Source organism: Flavobacterium sp. 5 (genome assembly GCF_002813295.1).
In the GTDB taxonomy this organism is placed as follows: domain Bacteria; phylum Bacteroidota; class Bacteroidia; order Flavobacteriales; family Flavobacteriaceae; genus Flavobacterium.
In genome coordinates, this window is sequence record NZ_PHUE01000001.1 from 1519597 (window position 1) to 1542329 (window position 22733).

The following is a 22733-nucleotide window of genomic DNA, read 5'->3' on the forward strand; positions in this document are numbered from 1 at the left end:
TTTTAACGTCGATTCACACTTTTATCGATATAAAGCGAATTAAATCGCTAAATAACAAGCACTTAATGTAAGTTTATTATTAATTTTTATAGGTACATAAAATTCAGAATTGATGTCAAATGTCAAAAAATAAAAAATTATCAACAAAATTATTACTATTCTAAGAAAAGAATATTTCGTTTTAGACCATTAAATTTTGATCGTTTAAGGGGAGAATCTTTAAACACTTTCTTAAAAGTTTCTTCGGTAATTTCAATCCAATCTTTTTTGGACATTGAAAGTAATTCCGAGTTAGCACTTAACAATGGTTCATTATGTGGTTTTGCAAAACGATTCCAAGGACAAACATCTTGGCAAACATCACAACCAAAAGCCCAATCATCAAATTTACCTTTCATTTCGGAAGGAATATTCTCTTTGAGCTCAATAGTAAAATAGGAAATACATTTACTCCCATCAACCACATAAGGAGTAACAATAGCTTGGGTAGGACAAGCATCAAGACAAGCAGTACATGAACCACAATGATCCGTAACAGCATGATCATATTCCAAATCAAGATCTATAATCAGTTCTGCAATAAAATAAAAAGAACCTACTTTTTGAGTCAATAAATTGCTGTTTTTTCCAATCCATCCTAAACCGCTTTTCGCAGCCCAAGCTTTATCGAGAACTGGAGCCGAATCAACAAATGCACGACCAGTAACTTCTCCTATATTTTGCTGAATAGAAAACAGTAATTCATTCAGTTTTTCTTTGATGACAAAATGATAATCTTGTCCATAAGCATATTTTGAGATTTTATAAGAATCAGTATTTTGAAGTTCCGAAGGATAATAATTCAATAAAAGTGAAATCACACTTTTAGCGTCATCGACTAATAAAGTAGGATCTAATCGCTTGTCAAAGTGATTTTCCATATAAGTCATTTGACCATTCATTTGATTGTTCAACCAGTTTTCTAAACGTGGCGCTTCTTGTTCTAAAAATCCAGCTTTAGATATACCACAAGACAAAAAACCGAGACGCTTAGCTTCGGATTTAATAAATTTAGAATATGTTTCTTTCGAATTGATTGTCATCTTTTAGAAAATAAAACTTCAACACCAACAGGTTTTAAGGTAACCAATGGATTAAACTGAACTTCTCCGCTAATCGGCTTCACTTCGTATCTTTTTATAATTTTAAATAGTGTTAACCCAAGTTCGTAAATAGCAAAACCACTTCCAATACACATTCTTGGCCCAGCTCCAAATGGGTAAAAATATTGCATAGAATGTTTTTTTTGATCTCCTAGAAATCTCTCTGGATTAAATTCATCAGGATTACTCCAATATTTTGGATTACGATGCAACTCATAAAATGAAACGCCAATAAGTGTCCCTTTTTTTATATGGTAAGAACCAATAACATCATCTATAATGTTCTGTCTATCTGTAATCCAAGCCGGTGGATACAACCTCATTGATTCATTTAAAACAGCATTAATATAAATCATTTTTTGAAGTTGCTCTAAAACATCTTCTGTTTCTTTTTCAATTACTTCAATTTCTTTCCATACTTTTTCTTGAATTTCTGGATACTTTGCTAAAAGATAAAGTGTAAAAGTTAACGCATTTGCAGTTGTTTCGTAACCCGCTGTAAAAAGAATTTTTATCTCATCAATCAACTGTGTTACAGACATACCTTCTCCTGTACCTTCATATCTGGTATCAAGAAGCATCTGAAGCAAATCATTTGTTTGTTCATTTAAACTCACTCTTTCCTCAATAATCTCTTGAATAATATTGTTATTTTCTAAAGACAATTGAAGATGCTTTTCAACTTGTCCACTCAAAGAAAACCACCAAGCTTTATGAGGAAGTCTTATTTCTTTAATTAAGAAATTCTGTACTTCATCAATAATAAATTTTATTCTTTTAAGTTTTTCTTCAGAAATTGATAGATGAAATAACGATTTGGCAACAACAGTATATGCCAATTGACTCATTACAGGAAAAATATCAACTGGCTTTTCTTCAAACAAACCATTCAACTCCGAATCAATAATATGATTCATATTATCCACCAACTGATTCATCTTTTGCTTATGAAATGCAGGTTGAATCAGTCTTCTTTGTTTTAACCAAAAATTACCATCCGATGTCAAAAGCCCTTTTCCAACATATTTTGATAAGTATACAGTTTGAAGGCGAGATTTATAATAGTTCTTATGGCTTTTCTGTAAAATATGCTGTGCAACATCATTATCTCTCGACAATATCAAATGCATTGTCACGCCAATTCTAACTGAAAAAGTATCTCCCAGTTTTTCAAAATATTTTTTATGAAATGGAATCGGATTTTTACGAACTTTTTCGGCATCTAAAAAGAATCTAACTATTGATAATTTTTTCGGATACGTATATTTTTTGTTTTCAGACATCACAGTACATTCTAAAAAAGCCCACCTTGGATATTAGTTCTGACTTTCCCTAAATGCTTATACGCTTTCTCTGTTACTTCACGGCCTCTAGGTGTACGCATAATAAAACCTTCCTGAATCAAAAAGGGTTCATATACTTCTTCAATTGTTTCACTACTTTCAGAAACAGCAGTAGCCAATGTAGACAAACCGACAGGTCCTCCTTTGAATTTATCGATGATTGTATTCAAAATTTTATTATCCATTTCATCCAAACCATGAGCATCTACATTAAGAGCTTTTAAGGCATATCGAGCAATTTCAATATCGATAGATCCATTTCCTTTGATCTGTGCAAAATCACGTACTCTACGTAACAAAGCATTAGCAATACGAGGAGTTCCTCTACTCCTACCTGCAATCTCAATTGCAGCTTCCATAGTGATTGGCATTTTAAAAATCATTGCACTACGCTCAACAATAGTTGTCAAAAGCTCTGTAGTATAATATTGCAATCTTGAGGAGATCCCAAAACGAGCACGCATTGGAGCTGTCAAAAGACCGGAGCGAGTTGTAGCTCCTATAAGAGTAAAAGGATTCAAATTAATTTGTACTGTCCTAGCATTAGGACCAGATTCAATCATAATATCAATCTTGAAATCTTCCATAGCAGAATATAAATATTCCTCAACTATAGGACTTAAACGGTGTATCTCATCTATAAATAATACATCTCGTTCTTCAAGATTAGTAAGTAATCCTGCTAAATCACCTGGCTTATCCAAAACTGGTCCAGAAGTAATTTTGATTCCAACTCCCAATTCATTTGCCAAAATATTAGCTAAAGTAGTTTTACCCAAACCTGGAGGACCATGAAAAAGTGTATGATCAAGAGCCTCATTTCGTTGATTAGCAGCGGCAACAAAAACTTTAAGATTATCCAATACTTGATCCTGACCAGAAAAATCATCAAAAGACAACGGCCTTAATCTTTTTTCAATATCAAGCTCTTCTGCGCCAAAATTATTATTCGTAGGATCTAAATTCTCGTTCATTTGATAAAGATAAAAAAAGTAATCATTGTAATAAAAAAATGCCTCTCATTAATGAAAGGCATTTATATAATTTTGAAATTTTAGTGATGTAAAACTACTTCCCCTTCTTTCATTGGAACTGTCTGAGGTACAAAATCCTCTTCATGTCCAGGATTACTGTAGTCATAAGGCCAACGGTGTACTTCAGGAATCTCACCAGGCCAGTTTCCGTGCATATGTTCTACTGGAGTAGTCCATTCTAAAGTATTAGATCTCCATGGATTTTGAACTGCTTTCTTACCAAAGAATATACTTGAGAAGAAATTGTATAAGAATACTAATTGAAAAGCTCCACCGATTAAAGCAAAAGTTGTAATCAATACATTTACATTTTGCAAATCATCAAACAATGGAAAGTTAGTATTTGTATAGTAACGTCTTGGTAAACCAGCCAGTCCTATAAAGTGCATTGGAAAAAATACTCCATAAGCACAAACTGCTGTTACCCAAAAGTGTACGTATCCTAAGTTTTTGTTCAACATTCTACCAAACATTTTTGGAAACCAGTGATAAACACCAGCAAACATTCCATAAAGTGCAGATATACCCATTACTAAGTGGAAGTGAGCAACTACGAAATATGTATCGTGAACATTGATATCTAATGTACTATCTCCTAAAATAATTCCAGTTAAACCTCCTGTAATGAAAGTAGAAACCAAACCAATTGAAAACAACATAGCAGGATTCATTTGAAGATTTCCTTTCCAAAGTGTTGTAATGTAGTTGAAAGCTTTTACCGCAGATGGAATTGCAATCAATAATGTTGTAAAGGTAAACACAGATCCCAAGAATGGATTCATTCCTGAAATAAACATGTGGTGACCCCAAACAATCGTTGATAAAAATGCAATTGCAATGATAGACATAATCATCGCTCTATAACCAAAAATTGGTTTACGAGAGTTTGTTGCAATAATTTCAGATGTAATACCTAATGCAGGTAAAATTACAATATATACTTCAGGGTGACCTAAGAACCAAAATAAGTGTTCGAAAAGTACTGGAGAACCACCTTGATAATGTAAAACTTCACCAGCAATATAAATATCTGACAAGAAGAATGAAGTACCAAAACTTCTATCAAAAATCAATAACAAAGCAGCTGACAACAATACTGGGAACGAAACGATACCAATAATTGCAGTTACAAAGAAAGCCCAAATAGTAAGAGGCAATCTTGTCATAGACATTCCTTTTGTTCTTAAGTTAATAACTGTAACAACATAATTCAAAGAACCCATCAAAGAAGAAGCAATGAAAATAGCCATAGAAACCAACCATAAAGTCATTCCTAAACCTGAACCAGGAATAGCTTGAGGAAGTGCACTTAATGGAGGATAAATTGTCCATCCTGCTGATGCTGGTCCAGCTTCTATAAATAAAGAACAAACCATGATTACACTTGATAAAAAGAATAACCAATAAGAGATCATATTCATAAAACCAGAAGCCATATCCCGAGCTCCAATTTGAAGTGGTATCAATAAATTACTAAAAGTTCCACTCAACCCTGCCGTCAATACAAAGAAAACCATTATGGTACCGTGTATGGTTACTAAGGCTAAATAAATATCATTAGCCATAACTCCATTTGGAGCCCATTTATCACCTAACAAAACATTAAATATTTTGAAAGATTCTTCTGGCCAAGCCAATTGCATTCTAAATAGCAAAGACATACTTACACCGATAACACCCATTATGATACCAGTTAACAAATATTGCTTAGCAATCATTTTGTGATCAATACTAAAAATATATTTAGTAATGAAAGTGTCTTTATGGTGGTGTTCGTGTTCGTGATCGTGTCCGTGATCGTGACCTTCTGCTGACATATATTTATACTTTAAATTTTCTTAATAATAATTATTTCATTGCTATTTTTGCAACAGCTGCAGTATCTTTTCCAACAGCAGCAGTATCTTTTTCAACAGCTGAATCTTTTCCTAAAGAAGCATCTGGTGTAGCTGGCACAACTTTAGAAGCTTTAACTTCATTAACTAAAGCAGTTTTTTCACTCAACCATTTTTTATAGTCTTCAGGAGTATCAACTATAACTTTCATTTGCATATTATAATGAGAAGCTCCACAAATTTTATTACATAGCAATAAATAATCAAAAGTGTAAGGATCTAAACCTGGTTCGCCCTTAGCAATTAACTCTAAACTTTTCTTTGCTCTAATAGCATTAATATTAGCTACTTTTTCAACCATATAAGGCAAAGCTTGATATTCTGAAGTAGTGTAAATAGGAGTAAAAGCAAATTCAGTAACCATACCAGGAACACAATTCATTTGTGCTCTAAAATATGGAAAGTAAGCTGAGTGCAATACATCTTGAGATCTCATCTTGAAATGTATTTTTTTACCTTTTGGTATATGCAATTCAGAAACCACAATATCATCTTGAGCGTAAGGATCAGATAAATCTACACCCAAAGTATTAATACCCTCAATTAATCTAACATTTGCTTTTCCTAAAACATTATCTTCACCAGCATATCTTGCAGTCCACTTAAATTGTTGAGCATATAATTCAATTACAACTGTATCATCATCCTCGTCAATAAACATAATATTTGTCCAAGCATATAAACCATAAAGAATCAAACCAGCAAGAACAACTGCTGGAATAACACTCCAAATTGCTTCTAATTTATTATTATCTGCAAAATATAAGGCTCTTTTATCCTTATTACCTCTGTATTTAAAAGCAAAGTAATGCAGTAATACTTGAGTAATTGCCTGAACAGTAAAAATTAATACCCATGTAATATTCATTAGGCGATCAATTAATGCTCCATGTTCAGAAGCTGGAGTATGAAGTACTAAATGACCCCATGTATAAACTCCATATATTGTAAAGATATAGATGAATGCTAAAAAACCAAACATCAAATATCCTTGCACATTATTATCATCATCGTTTGCAACTTGTGAATTGTCCGAAGTCGAAGAAACTTGAGTTAAATCGAATATTTTCGTCAATTGCCATATTGCAACGGCTAATAAAACTAAAACTATAATTACCAACAAACTTGTCATCTGTTTATCTCTTTAAATATTAATAATGAAAATGTTTACTCTCTTCTATATATGGATTTCTTTTTGGTAACAAAGGAGCTTTAGTCAATGCTGAGAAGACAACAAAGATAAATAATCCAAGAAAGAATAAAACGGATGCAATTTCTGAAACACCAATAAACCAGCTACCTCCAACAGTACCAGGCATAATCATATTAAAGAAGTCAACATAATGACCTAACAATATTACTATTGAAGCCATAACTAAAATCCAAGTAATACGTTTAAAATCAGTATTGATTAAAATTAAAACTGGAAATAAGAAATTCATAACAACAGCACCAAAGAAAGGTAAATTATAAACCTGAATTCTCATAACAAAATAAGTAATCTCTTCAGGAATATTAGCATACCAAATCAACATAAACTGAGAGAACCATAAATAGGTCCAGAAAATACTGATACCAAACATGAATTTAGCTAAATCATGAATGTGGCTAGTATTTACATTTTCTAAATAACCTTTTGATTTCAAATAAACAGTAACTACAGTAATCATAGTAATTCCACTAACAAAGAAGCTAGCAAAAACATACCATCCAAAAAGTGTACTTGACCAGTGTGGGTCTAATGACATAATCCAGTCCCAAGACATAATAGATTCTGAAACAATAAAGAACACTAAAAACATAGCTGATATATTGAAATTCTTTTTGTAGAAAGAATTGTCATCAGATTCGTCTTGAGCCAAACAATTTTTTCTAGAAAAATATCTATAAGCATTCCAACCTGCTAAAAATATAGCTGCTCTTACAATCCAAAAAGGAAAATTTAAATAACCAGATTTGTTAGCTATAATTTTATCATGGGCAACTACTTCAGGATCTAACCATATAAACAAATGATTAAAATGTAAACCACATAATATTAAGAATATAAAGAAAATTACAGAACCTACAGGCAAGTAAGCCGTAATACCTTGCATTACTCTAAAAAGAACAGGAGACCAACCCGCTTGAGCAACTTGTTGAATACCATAAAAAACCAATGTTCCTAAAGAAAGCAACATAAAGAAAATACAAGCTACATAAAAAGCAGACCATGGCTTGTTTTGCAATTGATGAAAAACATGCTCAGCATGCTCTTTTTTCTCAGCTTGTTCCTTAACTTCAGCTTGTTCTTTTGTTAATACTTCAGAATGGTGATCTACAGGAGTTGTCAACTCATAATGAGCAACGTGTCCTTCCTTACTTTGAGCAGCAAGAGTTTTCTCAACTTCTTGAATATCTTTAGGTGCAGTTAAAAAACCATATCCAATTCCTAAAAGACCAATAGCCATTAAGATGAAAGAAAAAGTTTTTAATTTACTTGAAAATGTATACATATCTATTACGATCAGTTTGTTCAACAATTATTATTGTGCTTTAAGTTTAAGAACATAGTCAGCAACTAACCAACGTTCGTGAGCACTCATTTGATTAGCATGAGAACCCATAGCATTTAAACCATAAGTTTCCACATAAAAAATACTTCCTTCAGTAATATCTCTATCTTTATAATTAGGCACACCAAGAAATTTTTCTCTTTCAACTAATTTTCCTTTACCATTACCAGCTGCGCCGTGACAACTAATACAGTAAATTTCAAAAAGTTCTTTACCTTTTTCAGAATTTCTATCTAATGAATCTAAAGGAGATTTTAAATTAGCTTTTGCTAAAGCATATCCTTCTGGAGTATTTTCATATTCAAAAGGTTCAAAACCTCTATTAATTGAACCAACAGCTGGAAGTTGACCTTCCTTACCGTTTTTAAATACATCAGCAGGAGCTGGAGCATAAGTTTCAGCACTCACTGCTTCATACATATTTGGCATATATTGATAATTTGGACTGTCTTTATGATTACAAGACGAAACCAATATCATTAGACCAAATGTAAGTGTTATTTTATATAAACTTTTCATATCTACAATTAATGCTTTTCAATTACTTTAACTTCTACCGCACCTGTACCTTCGAAAAAAGAAACTAATTCTTCTTCATTATTATTAACTGCTACTTCCATCAAAAAGTGGTCATCAGTAGTTCTTACATCAGGATTTTCGGCTTCTTTAAATGGCCATAATCTACTTCTCATATAAAAAGTAATTACCATTAAGTGAGCTGCAAAAAATACAGTCTCTTCAAACATAATAGGCACAAAAGCAGGCATATTATCAATATAGCTAAAACTTGGTTTTCCACCAATATCTTGAGGCCAATCTTGAATCATAACAAAATCCATCAAGAAAGTTCCAAAAGATAAACCACACAAACCATAGATAAAAGCACATATTGCTAAACGCGTAGGTGCAAGTCCCATTGCTTTATCCAATCCGTGAACTGGAAATGGTGTAAATACTTCTTCAATATGATGATGAGCTGCGCGTGTCTTTTTTACAGCATCCATCAAAATATCATCGTCATTATAAATGGCGTATATAACTTTATTACTCATGATGTGAATGTTTATTAGCTTCTCTTTCTTTAATATAATGTTCTCCTGTAGCTTTCAATATTGTTTTAACCTCGGCTTGTGCAATAACAGGGAATGTTCTTGCGTACAATAAGAATAATACAAAGAAGAAACCTATTGTTCCAATAAAAATTCCAATATCAACAAATGTTGGAGAAAACATAGTCCATGAAGATGGTAAATAATCTCTATGTAATGAAGTTACGATAATTACAAATCTTTCAAACCACATTCCAATATTTACAACTATCGAGATGATGAAAGAAAACATAATACTTGTTCTTAATTTTTTGAACCACATGAATTGAGGAGAAAACACATTACAAGTCATCATCGCCCAATATGCCCAAGCATAAGGTCCTGTAGCTCTATTCAAGAAAGCATATTGTTCATATTCTACTCCTGAGTACCAAGCAATAAATAATTCGGTAATATAAGCTACACCAACAATAGAACCTGTAATCATAATTACAATATTCATTAATTCTATATGCTGTATTGTGATATAAGCTTCAAGATTAGAAACTTTTCTCATAATAATAAGCAAAGTATTTACCATTGCAAATCCTGAGAAAACTGCTCCAGCAACAAAGTACGGAGGAAAAATTGTAGTATGCCATCCTGGGATAACGGAAGTAGCAAAGTCCATCGATACAATAGTATGTACTGAAAGTACCAGAGGAGTTGCTAAACCTGCAAGAACTAGTGATACTTCTTCAAAACGTTGCCAGTCTTTAGCTCTACCACTCCATCCAAAACTTAAGATAGAATATACTCTTTTATTGAAAGGTGTGATAGCTCTATCACGCAACATTGCAAAATCTGGAAGTAAACCAGTCCACCAGAAAACTAATGATACCGAAAGATAAGTTGAGATTGCAAATACGTCCCAAAGTAATGGTGAGTTAAAGTTTACCCAAAGTGATCCAAATTGATTTGGAATTGGTAAAACCCAGTAAGCCAACCAAGGACGACCCATGTGTATAATTGGAAATAAACCTGCTTGAATTACAGAGAAAATTGTCATTGCCTCCGCAGAACGGTTAATCGCCATTCTCCATCGTTGACGGAATAATAAAAGTACTGCAGAAATAAGAGTTCCTGCGTGACCAATACCAACCCACCAAACGAAGTTAGTAATATCCCAAGCCCAACCAACTGTTTTGTTTAATCCCCAAGTACCAATACCTGTAGACACTGTGTATATAATACAGCCTAATCCCCAAAGGAAGGCTATTAATGCGATTGAAAATACAATCCACCATTGTTTATTTGCTTTACCTTCTATAGGCGCGGCTACATCTACAGTTATATCGTGATAAGATTTATCACCTATAACTAAGGGTTTTCTAATGGCTGCTTCGTAGTGAGACGACATAATCCTTTATTTGATTCTTAATTAATAATTTTTGTACTAGGTATTTCTAACTTTAACGTGGTATACAACATTTGGTTTTGTACCAACATGCTCTAATAAATGATAACTTCTTTCATCTTCTGCAAGTTTAGTAACTACAGCTTCTTCATCATTTACATCTCCAAATATCATTGCTCCAGTAGAACAAGCATTTGAACAAGCAGTTTGGAATTCACCATCTTTAATTACTCTTCCTTCGTTTTTAGCTTTTAAAATTGTTGCTTGTGTCATTTGAATACACATAGAACATTTTTCCATTACCCCACGAGAACGAACATTAACATCCGGATTTAAAACCATACGTCCTAAATCATCATTCATATGATAATCAAATTCACTGTTTTTGTTGTATAAGAACCAGTTGAAACGACGTACTTTATAAGGACAGTTGTTAGCACAGTAACGAGTACCAACGCATCTGTTATAAGCCATTTGATTTTGACCTTGACGACCATGAGAAGTTGCAGCAACAGGACAAACAGTCTCACATGGAGCATGATTACAATGTTGACACATTACAGGTTGAAATGCAACTTGTGGATTATCACCAGCTTTTTCCATTTCATTAAATGTAGATAATGAACTAGATAAACCAGCAATATTATCTTTTCTTTCATCATCACCAGCAAATGTACTTTCCGAAGAATAATATCTATCAATACGCAACCAGTGCATATCTCTACTTCTTCTTACCTCAGATTTACCAACTACAGGCACATTGTTTTCAGCATGACATGCAATAACACATGCACCACAACCTGTACAAGCATTTAAATCAATAGAAAGATTAAAGTGATGTCCTGTTGAACGATCAAATGAACCCCATAAATCTACTGAAGTAGCTTCTACTTCTTGGTGGTCTAAAGAAACCTGTGGTTTTTCATTCCACAATTCAGCATCTTTAGAATTAAAAATTTCAAGAGTAGTTTCTTTGATAATATCACCTCTACCCATTAAAGTTTTCTGACCTTGAACACAAGCAAACTCATGTTCTCCAGAAGCTTTAACAATTGTAGCAGATTGTACATTATTGAAACCACTATATAAAGCATAGGCATTAATACCTACTTGCATTTCTTCTTTCAAAGCCGCTTTACGACCATAACCTAAAGCCATTCCAATAGTCCCAACAGCTTGACCTGGTTGAACAATTACAGGAATATTTTCAAGTTTTACTCCATTAGCAGTCAAGGTAACATAACTACCATTCAATCCACCGTTAGCAACGATTTCATTAGTAAGTCCCCATTTCTTTGCATCAGCATTAGAAACAGTAACATAGTTATCCCAAGAAACTCTTGTTAATGGATCTGGAAACTCTTGCAACCAAGGGTTATTAGCTTGTTGACCATCACCCATACCAGTTTTAGTATACAATACTAATTCTAAACCAGTAGATTTTGCTTGAGCCAATGCGTTTGCAGCACCAGTATAATCAGCAGTTCCACCAGCAGCAGCAGGTATTACTCCAACATAAACACCATCATGTAATACTTGATTCCAAGAAGAACCTGCAGTTACTGAAGCTGAAAAAGCTTTCAAATAATCATAGTATGTTCCAGGAATACCGTTTATTGATAATAAAATATCTTGAAATTGTTTTGTATTAAATAATGGACGAATAGTTGGTTGAGTCAAACTATAAGTTCCTTTAGTTAAAGTTAAATCTCCCCAAGCCTCTAAGTAATGAGGAACTGGTGCAGCTATTGTAGTCAAAGAAGCAGTCTCATCTTCTTTTAATGACAATGCAACTGAAGTTTTTACTTTTTTCAATCCTTCAACAAATAATTTACTATCTGCTAAAGTATATACTGGATTAACTCCACTCATGATTAAAGTATGAACACTTCCTGCGTTCATGTCTTTTAATAATTGAGCTACTTTTTCATTAGAACCTTTGCGAATTTGTCTAGAACCAGAAGTACTAAAAGATTCACTTGCTAAAACTTGATTAATAGCTAATACTAATAATTGAGCATTTTTATCTTGAATACCAGAAACCAAAAGTCCCTTTGTACCAGCAGCTTTTAATTGTTGAGCCGCTTTAGTAACATCCGCTTTAAATGCAGCATCTAATGAATTAGCAACAGATGAACCAGTAATAATACTATATATAAGAACTAATGCTTGCTTTTGATTAGCAGTTGACATTGCAACACGCTTATCAGCAGCAGCACCCGATAAAGTCATATTAGACTCTAACTGTATATGTTTTGAGATTTTTTTACTTCCAGTAGTTCCTGACGGGATTCTACCTTTAGCATACCCAGCATCATATCCTCCACCTTGCCAGTCTCCAAGGAAATCAGCACCAACAGAAACAATCACTGAAGCTTTTGAGAAATCATAATCAACTAAAGCTCTTTCTCCGTAAACACTTTCAAAAGCATCTAAAGCTTCTGAAGAAGAAACAGCATCATATATAACATGCTTAGCATTTGGATTAGCACCAATAAAATCAGCGATAAGCTTTTCAGTTGATGGACTAGCTAAAGTATTCGTTAAAAATACAACTTGTCCTCCTTTTGCTTTAGCATCAACAATACTAGATTTAATTTTTGAATCAACAGCTGACCAAGAAGCATTTTTAGCATCTAGCTTAGGCTCTTTTAAACGCATACTGTCATATAAAGACAATATAGAACCGTGAATTCTAGCATTAGCTGAAAATTTTGCTCCAGCAATAGTATTATTATCTATTTTAATTGGACGCCCTTCACGTGTTTTAACCAAAAGGTTCGCAAAATCAAAACCATCAAAAACCGAAGTTGCATAATAATCTGCTACTCCAGGAATGATTTGTTCTGGTTGCGACACATAAGGAATCGCATAATGCACAGGACCCTCGCACGCAGCAAGAGAAGCTGCAGCTGTACTAAAACCAACGTACTTTAAAAAGTCACGACGTGTAGTTGAAGAAGAAGACAAAGCCGCTTCATTTCCTAAAAACTCATCCGTAGGAATCTCTTCAACAAATTCGTTATTTCTAAGCGCCTCAACAATAGAACTATTTACGTCTAGTTCTTCAACACTTTTCCAGTATTTTTTGTTTGATGACATATTATATATAAATATTAATCTTAATAATTTCTTTTTTGTTCTATCCTTTAATTATCAACCACTTTTTATCGCGGTATAGCATTAAATTCTTAATAGTGACATTTACCACACTCTAAACCACCCATTTGAGCAGCTGTAAGCTTATCAACGCCGTATTTTTTAGAAAGTTCTTCGTGTATTTTTTTGTAATACTCATTACCTTCCATTTTAACATCGGTCTTTCTGTGGCAATTAATACACCATCCCATTGTTAAAGGAGAGAATTGTTTCATTATTTCAAATTCCTGAACAGGACCGTGACAAGTTTGACATTCAATACCCGCAGTAGTAACGTGTTGAGAGTGATTAAAATAAACAAAATCAGGCAAGTTATGGATACGAACCCATTTTACAGGTTCAGTTTTCCCAGTATAAGATTGCTTTGTAGCATCCCAACCGACAGCTTTATATAATTTTTGAATTTGCTCATCATAGAAAGCTTTGCTGTACTCAGGAGTTGCAGTAGTTTCAGCAACTTCACTAATGCTTTTATGACAGTTCATACAAACATTTAGAGATGGAATTCCAGCAGTTTTACTTACACGAGATGCAGAGTGACAATATTTACAATTGATTTCATTATCACCAGCGTGAATTCTATGAGAATAATGTATTGGTTGAATAGGCTCATAATTTTGATCCACCCCAACCTGCATTAAGAAACCATATACTAAATAAGCACCAGCAAGCAATAAAAATATAGCTGAAACTAAAACTAAGAATTGGTTCTTTACAAATGCTTTCCAAATTGGCATCGTTGGCTCTTTAGCAACAACTTCAATACCATTTGCAGCAGCAACTTTTCTTAACACTTTATTAACCAATACTAACATTACGATAAGTATTGCCATTACTAATGCCAAAGCACCTAAAATAACATTATTAGAAACACCACTTTCTTGATTAACCGCTGTTCCTGGAACCGCAGCAGCACCAGCTGGAGCAGCAACTTCAGCCTTTGGCTCAGAAGTATAAGCAATGATATTATCAATATCCCCGGTAGATAACTGAGGAAAAGGAGTCATATTAACTTTATTATTATCTTCAAAAAGCTTAACAGCTACAGCATCACCAGATTTAATTAAATCAGCACTATTATGTACCCACTTATAAATCCATGCCATTTCATGTTTTTCAGAAATACCTCTCAACGCAGGACCAGTTGATTTCGCATCAAGTTTGTGACATGCCGCACAATTGGTATTAAAAAGTTCTTTACCTTTTGCTGCATCACCTCCAGAACTCGCCGCTGGAGCTGCTGTAATAGCTGCAGCTGCCGGAGCTGCATCCTGAGCAAATGAAGCTACGGAAATACTCAACATTAATGCTAAGCTTAAAAATAATTTCCTTGAATTCGAATTATGGTTACCCACCTTTTTCATATACTAATATTGATTATCTACTAAAAAATTGTTCGCTTATTAACTAAAAAAATAGAAAATAAAACGAACCTTATTTAAAAACTTCGACAAAAATACGACTTAAGAACTATTCTCAAAACCTTAAAATAATCTTAATTATAATTTATATCAAATCTAAATAAGAAATGTAATTTCAATTTCCTGTTAAAATGTTACTTTTGTAAAATAAATAATCAGATTATGAGATTTTTAAGACCAACACACACTACATTAATACTTCTTTTATTTTTAGCTTTAGCTCCAAAAACACATGCTCAAAATTCAAATTTGACTGTAAATGTGGACCCAAAATTCGAGCAATTACTGACAGAAAAGAGAAAATCTAATCCAAATTTATCATATAGTGATCGTTACAAAATTCAAATCTTCAATGGAGTAAGCGAAACTGCTAAAAAAACTTTATCAGAATTTAAACAAGAATTTAAAGATCTGGACGGAACTATAATTTTCAACACCCCAAATTACAAAGTGTGGGTTGGGAATTTCAGAACCAGAATGGAAGCAGAACGCAACCTAGTTGACATAAAAAAAAGATATAAAAATGTTTTTTTAATAAAGCCTAGCAAATAAAATTTTAAACATCAATAAAAAACAAAACCTATAATTATCCAATAAGGTTAAGAATAATTTCAACACCGAATTTCGAAGCAACTTGTGAGACAAATTCATTAAAATTTACTACAGCATTTTCATTTGCAACATCAGAAATAATACGAATAATCACATAAGAAACATCATATTCAAAACAGACTTGAGCTACTGCAGCTCCTTCCATTTCAACACATAAAACATCTGGAAGAATAGCTAAAAGATTTTCTTTATCCAGGTCACTAGAGAAAAATTTATCACCACTAGCTATTTGTCCAACTACAACTTTTTGATTTATCAATAAAAATGATTCTTGCTGTTTTAACGAAAGTAAATTAATTAAACCCTCATTCTTAACCAACTCAGCTACTCTATCAATAATTCTATTCAGATTTTTTTTAGGCGGAAAGAGTTCTGTTTTTCCTAAAAGTGGTATTTCAAAGCGATCCATTATAGGACGAGCATCCAAATCATGTTGCACTAAACTATCTGCGATAACAATATCACCAATATTCAAATCTTTATTAATTGCTCCTGCAACACCTGTAAATATTAACTCCGTTATTCCAAACTCAATAATTAAATGAGTTACCGTAGTGGCGGAAGCAACTTTCCCCCAACGAGAAAAAACCACAACAACTTCAACATCATTTATTATACCAGTATAATACTTTCGCATTCCTTTAATTACTTCTTGTTTATCTTTAAGCAAGGAAACAATTCCACTGATCTCTTCGGGCATTGCACCCAGAATTCCAATACGTTTTACATTCATTATTAAAATCATTTAAACTATTAAACAGGTAATCTGAATTTGCTTCTAATTATAAAACAATAGCAAAAAATAACATATTTATTTTAAGTAACGACAGACAACAGAAATCCTTTTGTCTTGTCTTTTTTTTAACGAAACAAAAAAATTATAACAAATAGCCGAGACCAACTATCTAAAAAACAAATGCTTCTACTTCCGAAGTATACAATCTAATTTATTACTACATTACAAAAAAACAAGAAGATATCTAAAATATTATAAACAAAAAAAATCCCAACGAATTGGGATTTTAAAATTATATAAATTGATTCTTATTTCAATTTCTTTTTGATAGCTACTTCATGGTAAGCTTCAATTACATCTCTTTCTTCGATGTCGTTGTAACCTTTTATTTGAATACCACAATCGTATCCTTTAGCAACCTCTTTAACATCATCTTTGAAACGTTTCAATGCAAGAAGCTCTCCAGTAAATACAACTACACCATCTCTAATAATTCTGATTTTGGCATTTTTGGCAATTTTACCATCCATAACCATACAACCAGCGATAGAACCAACTTTAGAAATTTTAAATATCTCTCTGATTTCAGCAGTACCAAGTACTTCTTCTTTCATTTCTGGCGCTAACATTCCTTCCATTGCATCTTTCAAGTCATCGATAGCTGCGTAGATGATAGAGTAGTAACGGATATCAATTTCTTCTTTATCGGCCAATTGTCTAGCATTACCTGCAGGACGAACATTAAATCCGATAATAATTGCATCTGAAGCAGAAGCCAACATAACGTCAGATTCTGTAATAGCTCCAACTCCTTTATGGATAATATTAATTTGAATTTCTTCAGTTGACAATTTAGAGAACGAATCAGATAAGGCTTCAACAGAACCATCCACATCACCTTTAAGGATAATGTTCAATTCTTTAAATTGGCCTAATGCAATTCTACGTCCAATTTCATCTAATGTAATGTGTCGTTGTGTACGAACTGATTGTTCACGCATTAATTGAGAACGTTTAGCAGCAATTTGTTTTGCTTCTTTTTCGTCTTCAAAAATATTGAACTTATCACCCGCAGTAGGCGCACCATCAAGACCTAAAACTGAAACTGGAGTTGAAGGACCAGCAATAGTAACAATATTCCCTCTTTCATCATGCATCGCTTTAATTTTACCATGATGTTTTCCAGCCAACATATAATCTCCAATTTTAAGAGTACCATGTTGTACTAATATTGTAGAAACATATCCTTTTCCTTTATCCAAGAAAGCTTCTACTACTGTACCCTGAGCAGCTTTATTTGGATTTGCTTTCAAATCTAAAATTTCAGCTTCTAATAATACTTTTTCTAACAAATCTTTTACACCAGTACCCACTTTTGCAGAGATATCATGAGATTGAATTTTTCCACCCCAATCTTCTACTAAAAGGTTCATACCAGCTAAACGTTCTTTAATTTTCTCAACGTTAGCATTTGGCTTATCAATTTTGTTGATTGCAAATATAATTGGCACCCCAGCAGCTTGTGCGTGAGAAATCGCCTCTTTAGTTTGTGGCATGATATCATCATCCGCAGCAACAACAATAATAGCAATATCTGTAACTTGAGCTCCACGAGCACGCATTGCGGTAAACGCCTCGTGACCAGGAGTATCAAGGAAAGCTATTTTTTGACCATTATCTAATGTTACTCCGTAAGCTCCAATATGTTGTGTAATTCCACCAGACTCTCCAGCAATAACATTTTCTTTACGAATATAATCCAGTAAAGATGTTTTACCGTGATCGACGTGTCCCATTACTGTAACGATTGGCGCTCTAGTAACTAAATCTTCTTCTTTATCTACAACTACCTCAATAGCTTCTTCGATATCAACAGTAATAAACTCAACCTCATAACCAAATTCATCAGCAACAATTGTCAATGTTTCAGCATCAAGACGTTGGTTCATGGTAACCATAATCCCAAGAGACATACATGTTCCAATCACTTTTGTAATTGGCACATCCATCATTATTGCAATTTCGCCTACAGTAACAAATTCAGTAACTTTAATTGTTTTACTTCCTTCGTCCAAAGCTCTTTGCTCATCATCAGATTTTTGACGGTGCGTATCTCTTTTATCTCTTCTATATTTCGCCGCTTTTGATTTACCACCTTTACCTTGTAGTTTCTCTAAAGTCTCACGTATTTGATTTTTAACCTCTTCCTCTGTTGGCTCAACCTTAGCTACAATTGCAGGTCTATTTCCTTTTACAAATCCAGGTCTTGCACTTCTATTAGCGTTAAAACCACCTCCTCCAGTATTTGGAGTAATTTTATTTGGATTTGGCGCCCCAGGAACACCAGGCGTCGCAGGAGGCCTAGGAGCTCCAGGCTTAGGAGCAATTCTTTTACGCTTATTTTTATTCGCATTATTAGCACCAACTGCTCCAGGAGCGCCAGGCTTATTAGGCGTAATTTTCGGATCTTCTTTTTTCTTTTTAGGCTTATTGAATTGAGATAAATCAATCACTTGACCAGTTAAAGTCGCTCCCGATAATTTTTGATATTGCGTAGTAATTGATTCCTCAACCGGAGTTTCAGGAGTTGAATCTTCAACTTTTTTATCAACTACAACTTGTGGTTGCGGTTTTTCGACATTTTTAGTTTCCTTAAATTTAGTTTTGTCTTTAACCTCATTTACTGGAGAAACAGGAGTCTCTTTTATAATTTTTTCAGCTGCCAATTCAGTTTTTTCAACTACTTCAACAGCATCTTTTTTTACATCTTCTTTAGAAACAGGTACTTCATTTGAAACCACCTCTGTAGGAGCAATTACTTTTTCAGCAACAACAGGAGCTGGAGCAGGCTTTTTCGGATTAAGATCAATTTTACCAACTTGAACAGGTCCTGATAAAACAGCTTTAGCTTTAATAATTTCTTGCTGCTTTAAACGATCCTCTTCTATTTTGCGTTTGTCTTCGACTTCTTTTTCTCGTTCTATACGTAAAGCTTCTTTTTCTTTCCTTTTCTCTTCACTAACCTCCTTAGAAGCTTCTTTATTCCCCTTGTCGCCTGCAAACTGACTTTGTAGGATATTAAATTCTTGTTCAGAAATTTTTGTGTTTGGATTTGACTCAATAGCAACTCCTTTATCTTTTAGATAATCCACAGCTCTTTCTAACGAAATATTTAATTCCCTTAAAACCTTGTTTATTCTAATAATTCTCTCTTCAGACATAAAATCTTTTTATTTTTACCTTATTCGTTGTTCCACTTTTATCATACAATAAAAATAGAAATTTATTTTATATGAGAAATTAACAGCCTGTTAACTATCAAACTCTTCACTTAATATTCTCATTACATCTAAAATTGTTTCCTCCTCTAGATCTGTTCTTCTAACCAAGTCTTCTACATCTTGTTTCAAAATACTTTTTGCAGTATCTAAACCAATTTTTGCAAATTCTTCAATAACCCATTCTTCAATTTCGTCTGAAAACTCAGTTAATTCAACATCATCATCATCAGCCGTTGTACCTGCAACATCTCCTTCACGAATTACATCCAACTCATAACCTGTCAATTGACCCGCTAAACGTATATTATGACCTCCCCTACCGATTGCTTTAGAAACTTCTTCTAATTTCAAAAACACTTCAGCTCTTTTGGTTTCTTCATTAATTTTAATTGAAGAAACTTTAGCAGGACTTAATGCTCTAGTAATATATAACTGAATATTACTAGTATAATTTATTACGTCAATATTTTCATTTCCTAATTCACGAACAATTCCATGAATTCTAGACCCTTTCATACCCACACAAGCTCCTACTGGATCTATACGGTCATCATAAGAATCTACAGCTACTTTGGCTTTTTCACCTGGAATCCTTACAACATTTTTAACCATAATCAAACCGTCAAAAACTTCAGGAATTTCTTGTTCAAACAATTTTTCCAAGAACTTATCAGAAGTTCTAGACATAATAATTTGAGGTTTATTCCCTTTTAATTCAACACTTTCGATTATACCTCTAACATTATCCCCTTTTCGGAAAAAATCAGAAGGAATTTGTTTTTCTTTTGGCAAAACAATTTCATTACCATCATCATCTACCAAAATTACAACTCTTGGACGCACATGATGCACTTCTGCAGTATAGATATCACCAATAATATCTTTAAATTGTTTATAAAGATTGGTATTATCGTGTTCGTGTATTTTTGAAATTAAATTTTGTCTTAAAGCTAGAATCGCTCTTCTTCCTAAATCTTTCAATTTTACTTCTTGAGAAACTTCTTCGCCAATTTCAAAATCAGGTTCAATTTGACGCGCTTCTGACAAAGTAATTTCAAGATGATCCAAATCTAAATCATCATCAGCTACAATAACTCTTCTTTGCCAAATCTCCATATCACCTTTATCCGGATTGATAATAATATCAAAATTATCATCTGATCCAAATTTTTTCTTCAATGCATTTCTAAATACATCCTCCAAAATTGCCATAAGCGTTACACGATCAATAAGTTTATCGTCTTTAAACTCTGAAAATGAATCGATTAATGCTAAATTTTCCATGCGAACTCTTTAATTAAAATGTTACTGTAACAACTGCTTCTTTAATATCTGTGTAAGGAATCTGTAATTCTTTTTGAACTGTCTCTTTTCCCTTACCCACTTTTTTGGCTTCTCTAGCTTTCCAAGACAAAATTATAAAAAGATCATTAGCTTCAACTAATTCTGCCTCAATATTTTCATTATTGGTTTTAACAATTAAAGTTCTACCAATGTTTTTCTTATACTGTCTAACTAATTTTAACGGAGAACCAACCCCTACCGAAGCAACCTCTAATGAGAAATCTTGTTCTTCTCTATCTAAGTTCCCCTCAACAGCACGACTTACATCAATACAGTCTTGTAAAACCACTCCATTATCTCCATCAATACCAACAATTACTTTAAAACTATCCGTTATCGTCAAGTCAATTAAAAAAATAGATGGCTTTTCCTGAAGAGCTTCATCTACTACTTGCTTTACTTTCTCTTTAAATGTCATATCTTTATAAAAAGAGGGGACATTAGTCCCCTCATTATTTAAACTTTACTAAATAACGGTGCAAATATAGTGTTTTTTTATAAATCAAAAAAATTGATTACTATTAAAAAAAATTATATCTTTAAGTTATATATTAAAAACAGTTTTACTTAAAACAAACCCAAACTATCATGAAAAAAATTCTTATCCCAACTGATTTTTCAAAATATGCTGATGAAGCTATTGAAGTTGGCGCACAAATTGCAAAAAAAAACGGCAGCGAAATCATCTTAATTCACATGTTGGAATTACCTACACACATGAATGATGCCATCTCTGGAGAAACAAGCATACCAGAAATCATGCTATTTAAACGCAAAGCTGATGAAACGCTGAAAAACATAAAAAACCGTCCTTATCTAACAGGAATAAAAATCACCGAAGTTGTCAGACTTGATGGCGCTTATAACGGAATCATCAATTACACCAAACAAAACAATGACATCGATTTAATTGTCATGGGATCTCATGGAGCCACTGGCATCAATGAAATCCTAGTTGGATCTAACACCGAGAAAGTAGTAAGACAATCGGAAACACCTGTTTTAGTCATTAAAAATAAAACAGAAAACTTCAATGCATCAAATATTGTTTTTGCTTCTGACTTTTCTAAAGAAATCAAAAAACCTTTTAAAAAGGTATTAGAATTCACCAAACTATTTGGCTCTAAATTAAACTTAGTAATGATCTGCACTCCCAATAGCTTTAAAAGCACCTCGGCAGCTCGCAAGATCGTAACAGAATTCGTCGCTGATTTTGACATGCCTGAGTACTCTTTTGAAACATACAACGAGAGCAACATCGAAAAAGGAATTTTAAATTATTCGAACGAAACTAATGGAGATGTAATTGCTTTTTGCACTCACGGAAGAACTGCACTGAGTCATTTTTTCACAGGTAGCATCTCTGAGGATTTAGTAAATCATTCTTCAAAACCAGTTTTAACATTTAGAGTATAAACAAAAACAAAAAAGCCTTTCAAAATCGAAAGGCTTTTTTTCTTAATACAAATAGCTTAATTTATACCATAAAAAAAGCCTCTCATTTGAGAGGCTTTTTCCGTTGGTCTACAAGGACTCGAACCTTGAAAGACTGCACCAAAAACAGTTGTGTTACCATTACACCATAGACCAGTACCTGTGCTGCTAAGCGAGTGCAAATTTAAAACAAATTCCTAGTTGTGCAAACTTTTTTTAGCTTTTTCTTCAAAAAAATTTCAATTAATTAAATTTTAAAAATCAAAATCTTATTAAATCATTGAAAAACAAAGCTTTCCTGAATTTGATTATTTTCCATAAATTTATAATAA

Annotated in this window: 17 protein-coding genes and 1 tRNA gene; 2 read left to right on the plus strand and 16 right to left on the minus strand. The window is 33.1% G+C overall.

The genetic code is table 11. The features are described from left to right. Positions 1 to 155: 155 nt before the first annotated feature. The 11 genes from queG to CLU82_RS06340 all read right to left on the minus strand — a co-directional run bounded on the left by queG (position 156) and on the right by CLU82_RS06340 (position 14937). On the minus strand, positions 156 to 1082 hold the full coding sequence (queG, locus tag CLU82_RS06290; protein ID WP_100842282.1) for a tRNA epoxyqueuosine(34) reductase QueG: 927 nt from the start codon (positions 1080 to 1082) through the stop codon (positions 156 to 158). After that, complete coding sequence (locus tag CLU82_RS06295; RefSeq protein WP_100842283.1) at positions 1079 to 2425, minus strand: cytochrome P450; 1347 nt, start codon at positions 2423 to 2425, stop codon at positions 1079 to 1081. The genes queG and CLU82_RS06295 overlap by 4 nt, the downstream gene beginning before the upstream one ends. An 11-nt stretch (positions 2426 to 2436) precedes the next feature. Then, positions 2437 to 3459: a Holliday junction branch migration DNA helicase RuvB gene (ruvB, locus tag CLU82_RS06300; protein WP_100842284.1), complete on the minus strand. Its 1023-nt coding sequence runs from the start codon at positions 3457 to 3459 to the stop codon at positions 2437 to 2439. 80 nt (positions 3460 to 3539) lie between these two features. Next, positions 3540 to 5336: a cbb3-type cytochrome c oxidase subunit I gene (locus CLU82_RS06305; RefSeq protein ID WP_100842285.1), complete on the minus strand. Its 1797-nt coding sequence runs from the start codon at positions 5334 to 5336 to the stop codon at positions 3540 to 3542. A gap of 31 nt (positions 5337 to 5367) precedes the next feature. Beyond that, positions 5368 to 6546, minus strand: a complete 1179-nt coding sequence (locus CLU82_RS06310; RefSeq protein WP_100842286.1) for a cytochrome c oxidase subunit II — start codon at positions 6544 to 6546, stop codon at positions 5368 to 5370. A 19-nt stretch (positions 6547 to 6565) separates the two neighbouring features. Further along, positions 6566 to 7909, minus strand: a complete 1344-nt coding sequence (locus tag CLU82_RS06315; RefSeq protein WP_100842287.1) for a quinol:cytochrome C oxidoreductase — start codon at positions 7907 to 7909, stop codon at positions 6566 to 6568. A gap of 30 nt (positions 7910 to 7939) precedes the next feature. Continuing rightward, positions 7940 to 8488 (minus strand): cytochrome c, encoded by a 549-nt coding sequence (locus tag CLU82_RS06320; protein ID WP_100842288.1) that lies wholly within the window; start codon positions 8486 to 8488, stop codon positions 7940 to 7942. Positions 8489 to 8496: 8 nt separating this feature from the next. Continuing rightward, positions 8497 to 9021, minus strand: coding sequence for a DUF3341 domain-containing protein (locus tag CLU82_RS06325; RefSeq protein WP_100842289.1), 525 nt, complete (start codon positions 9019 to 9021; stop codon positions 8497 to 8499). Then, the gene (nrfD, locus tag CLU82_RS06330; RefSeq protein ID WP_100842290.1) at positions 9014 to 10417 is read right to left on the minus strand and encodes an NrfD/PsrC family molybdoenzyme membrane anchor subunit; all 1404 of its coding nucleotides are present in this window, start codon (positions 10415 to 10417) and stop codon (positions 9014 to 9016) included. The genes CLU82_RS06325 and nrfD overlap by 8 nt, the downstream gene beginning before the upstream one ends. 36 nt (positions 10418 to 10453) lie before the next feature. After that, positions 10454 to 13516 (minus strand): TAT-variant-translocated molybdopterin oxidoreductase, encoded by a 3063-nt coding sequence (locus CLU82_RS06335; protein WP_100842291.1) that lies wholly within the window; start codon positions 13514 to 13516, stop codon positions 10454 to 10456. An 89-nt stretch (positions 13517 to 13605) separates the two neighbouring features. After that, complete coding sequence (locus CLU82_RS06340) at positions 13606 to 14937, minus strand: c-type cytochrome (RefSeq protein WP_100842292.1); 1332 nt, start codon at positions 14935 to 14937, stop codon at positions 13606 to 13608. A gap of 219 nt (positions 14938 to 15156) precedes the next feature. On the opposite strand from CLU82_RS06340, the gene CLU82_RS06345 reads away from it, so the two are divergent. After that, on the plus strand, positions 15157 to 15546 hold the full coding sequence (locus CLU82_RS06345) for an SPOR domain-containing protein (RefSeq protein ID WP_100842293.1): 390 nt from the start codon (positions 15157 to 15159) through the stop codon (positions 15544 to 15546). A gap of 34 nt (positions 15547 to 15580) precedes the next feature. On the opposite strand, the gene CLU82_RS06350 is transcribed toward CLU82_RS06345, so the two are convergent. The 4 genes from CLU82_RS06350 to rimP form a co-directional block, all read right to left on the minus strand. After that, on the minus strand, positions 15581 to 16339 hold the full coding sequence (locus CLU82_RS06350; RefSeq protein WP_157813331.1) for a 5'-methylthioadenosine/adenosylhomocysteine nucleosidase: 759 nt from the start codon (positions 16337 to 16339) through the stop codon (positions 15581 to 15583). Between the two features lie 311 nt (positions 16340 to 16650). Further along, positions 16651 to 19563 (minus strand): translation initiation factor IF-2, encoded by a 2913-nt coding sequence (gene infB, locus CLU82_RS06355; RefSeq protein ID WP_100842295.1) that lies wholly within the window; start codon positions 19561 to 19563, stop codon positions 16651 to 16653. 90 nt (positions 19564 to 19653) lie between these two features. Continuing rightward, positions 19654 to 20907, minus strand: a complete 1254-nt coding sequence (gene nusA, locus CLU82_RS06360) for a transcription termination factor NusA (RefSeq protein WP_100842296.1) — start codon at positions 20905 to 20907, stop codon at positions 19654 to 19656. Between the two features lie 13 nt (positions 20908 to 20920). Continuing rightward, positions 20921 to 21385 (minus strand): ribosome assembly cofactor RimP, encoded by a 465-nt coding sequence (gene rimP, locus CLU82_RS06365; protein WP_100842297.1) that lies wholly within the window; start codon positions 21383 to 21385, stop codon positions 20921 to 20923. 170 nt (positions 21386 to 21555) lie between these two features. Between rimP and CLU82_RS06370 the strand changes: the two genes are divergently transcribed. Further along, positions 21556 to 22383 carry a universal stress protein gene (locus CLU82_RS06370; protein ID WP_100842298.1) on the plus strand — a complete coding sequence of 276 codons (828 nt, stop codon included), beginning with the start codon at positions 21556 to 21558 and terminating at the stop codon, positions 22381 to 22383. A 103-nt stretch (positions 22384 to 22486) separates the two neighbouring features. On the opposite strand, the gene CLU82_RS06375 is transcribed toward CLU82_RS06370, so the two are convergent. Then, positions 22487 to 22557 (minus strand) — tRNA-Gln (locus CLU82_RS06375). Positions 22558 to 22733 lie beyond the last annotated feature (176 nt).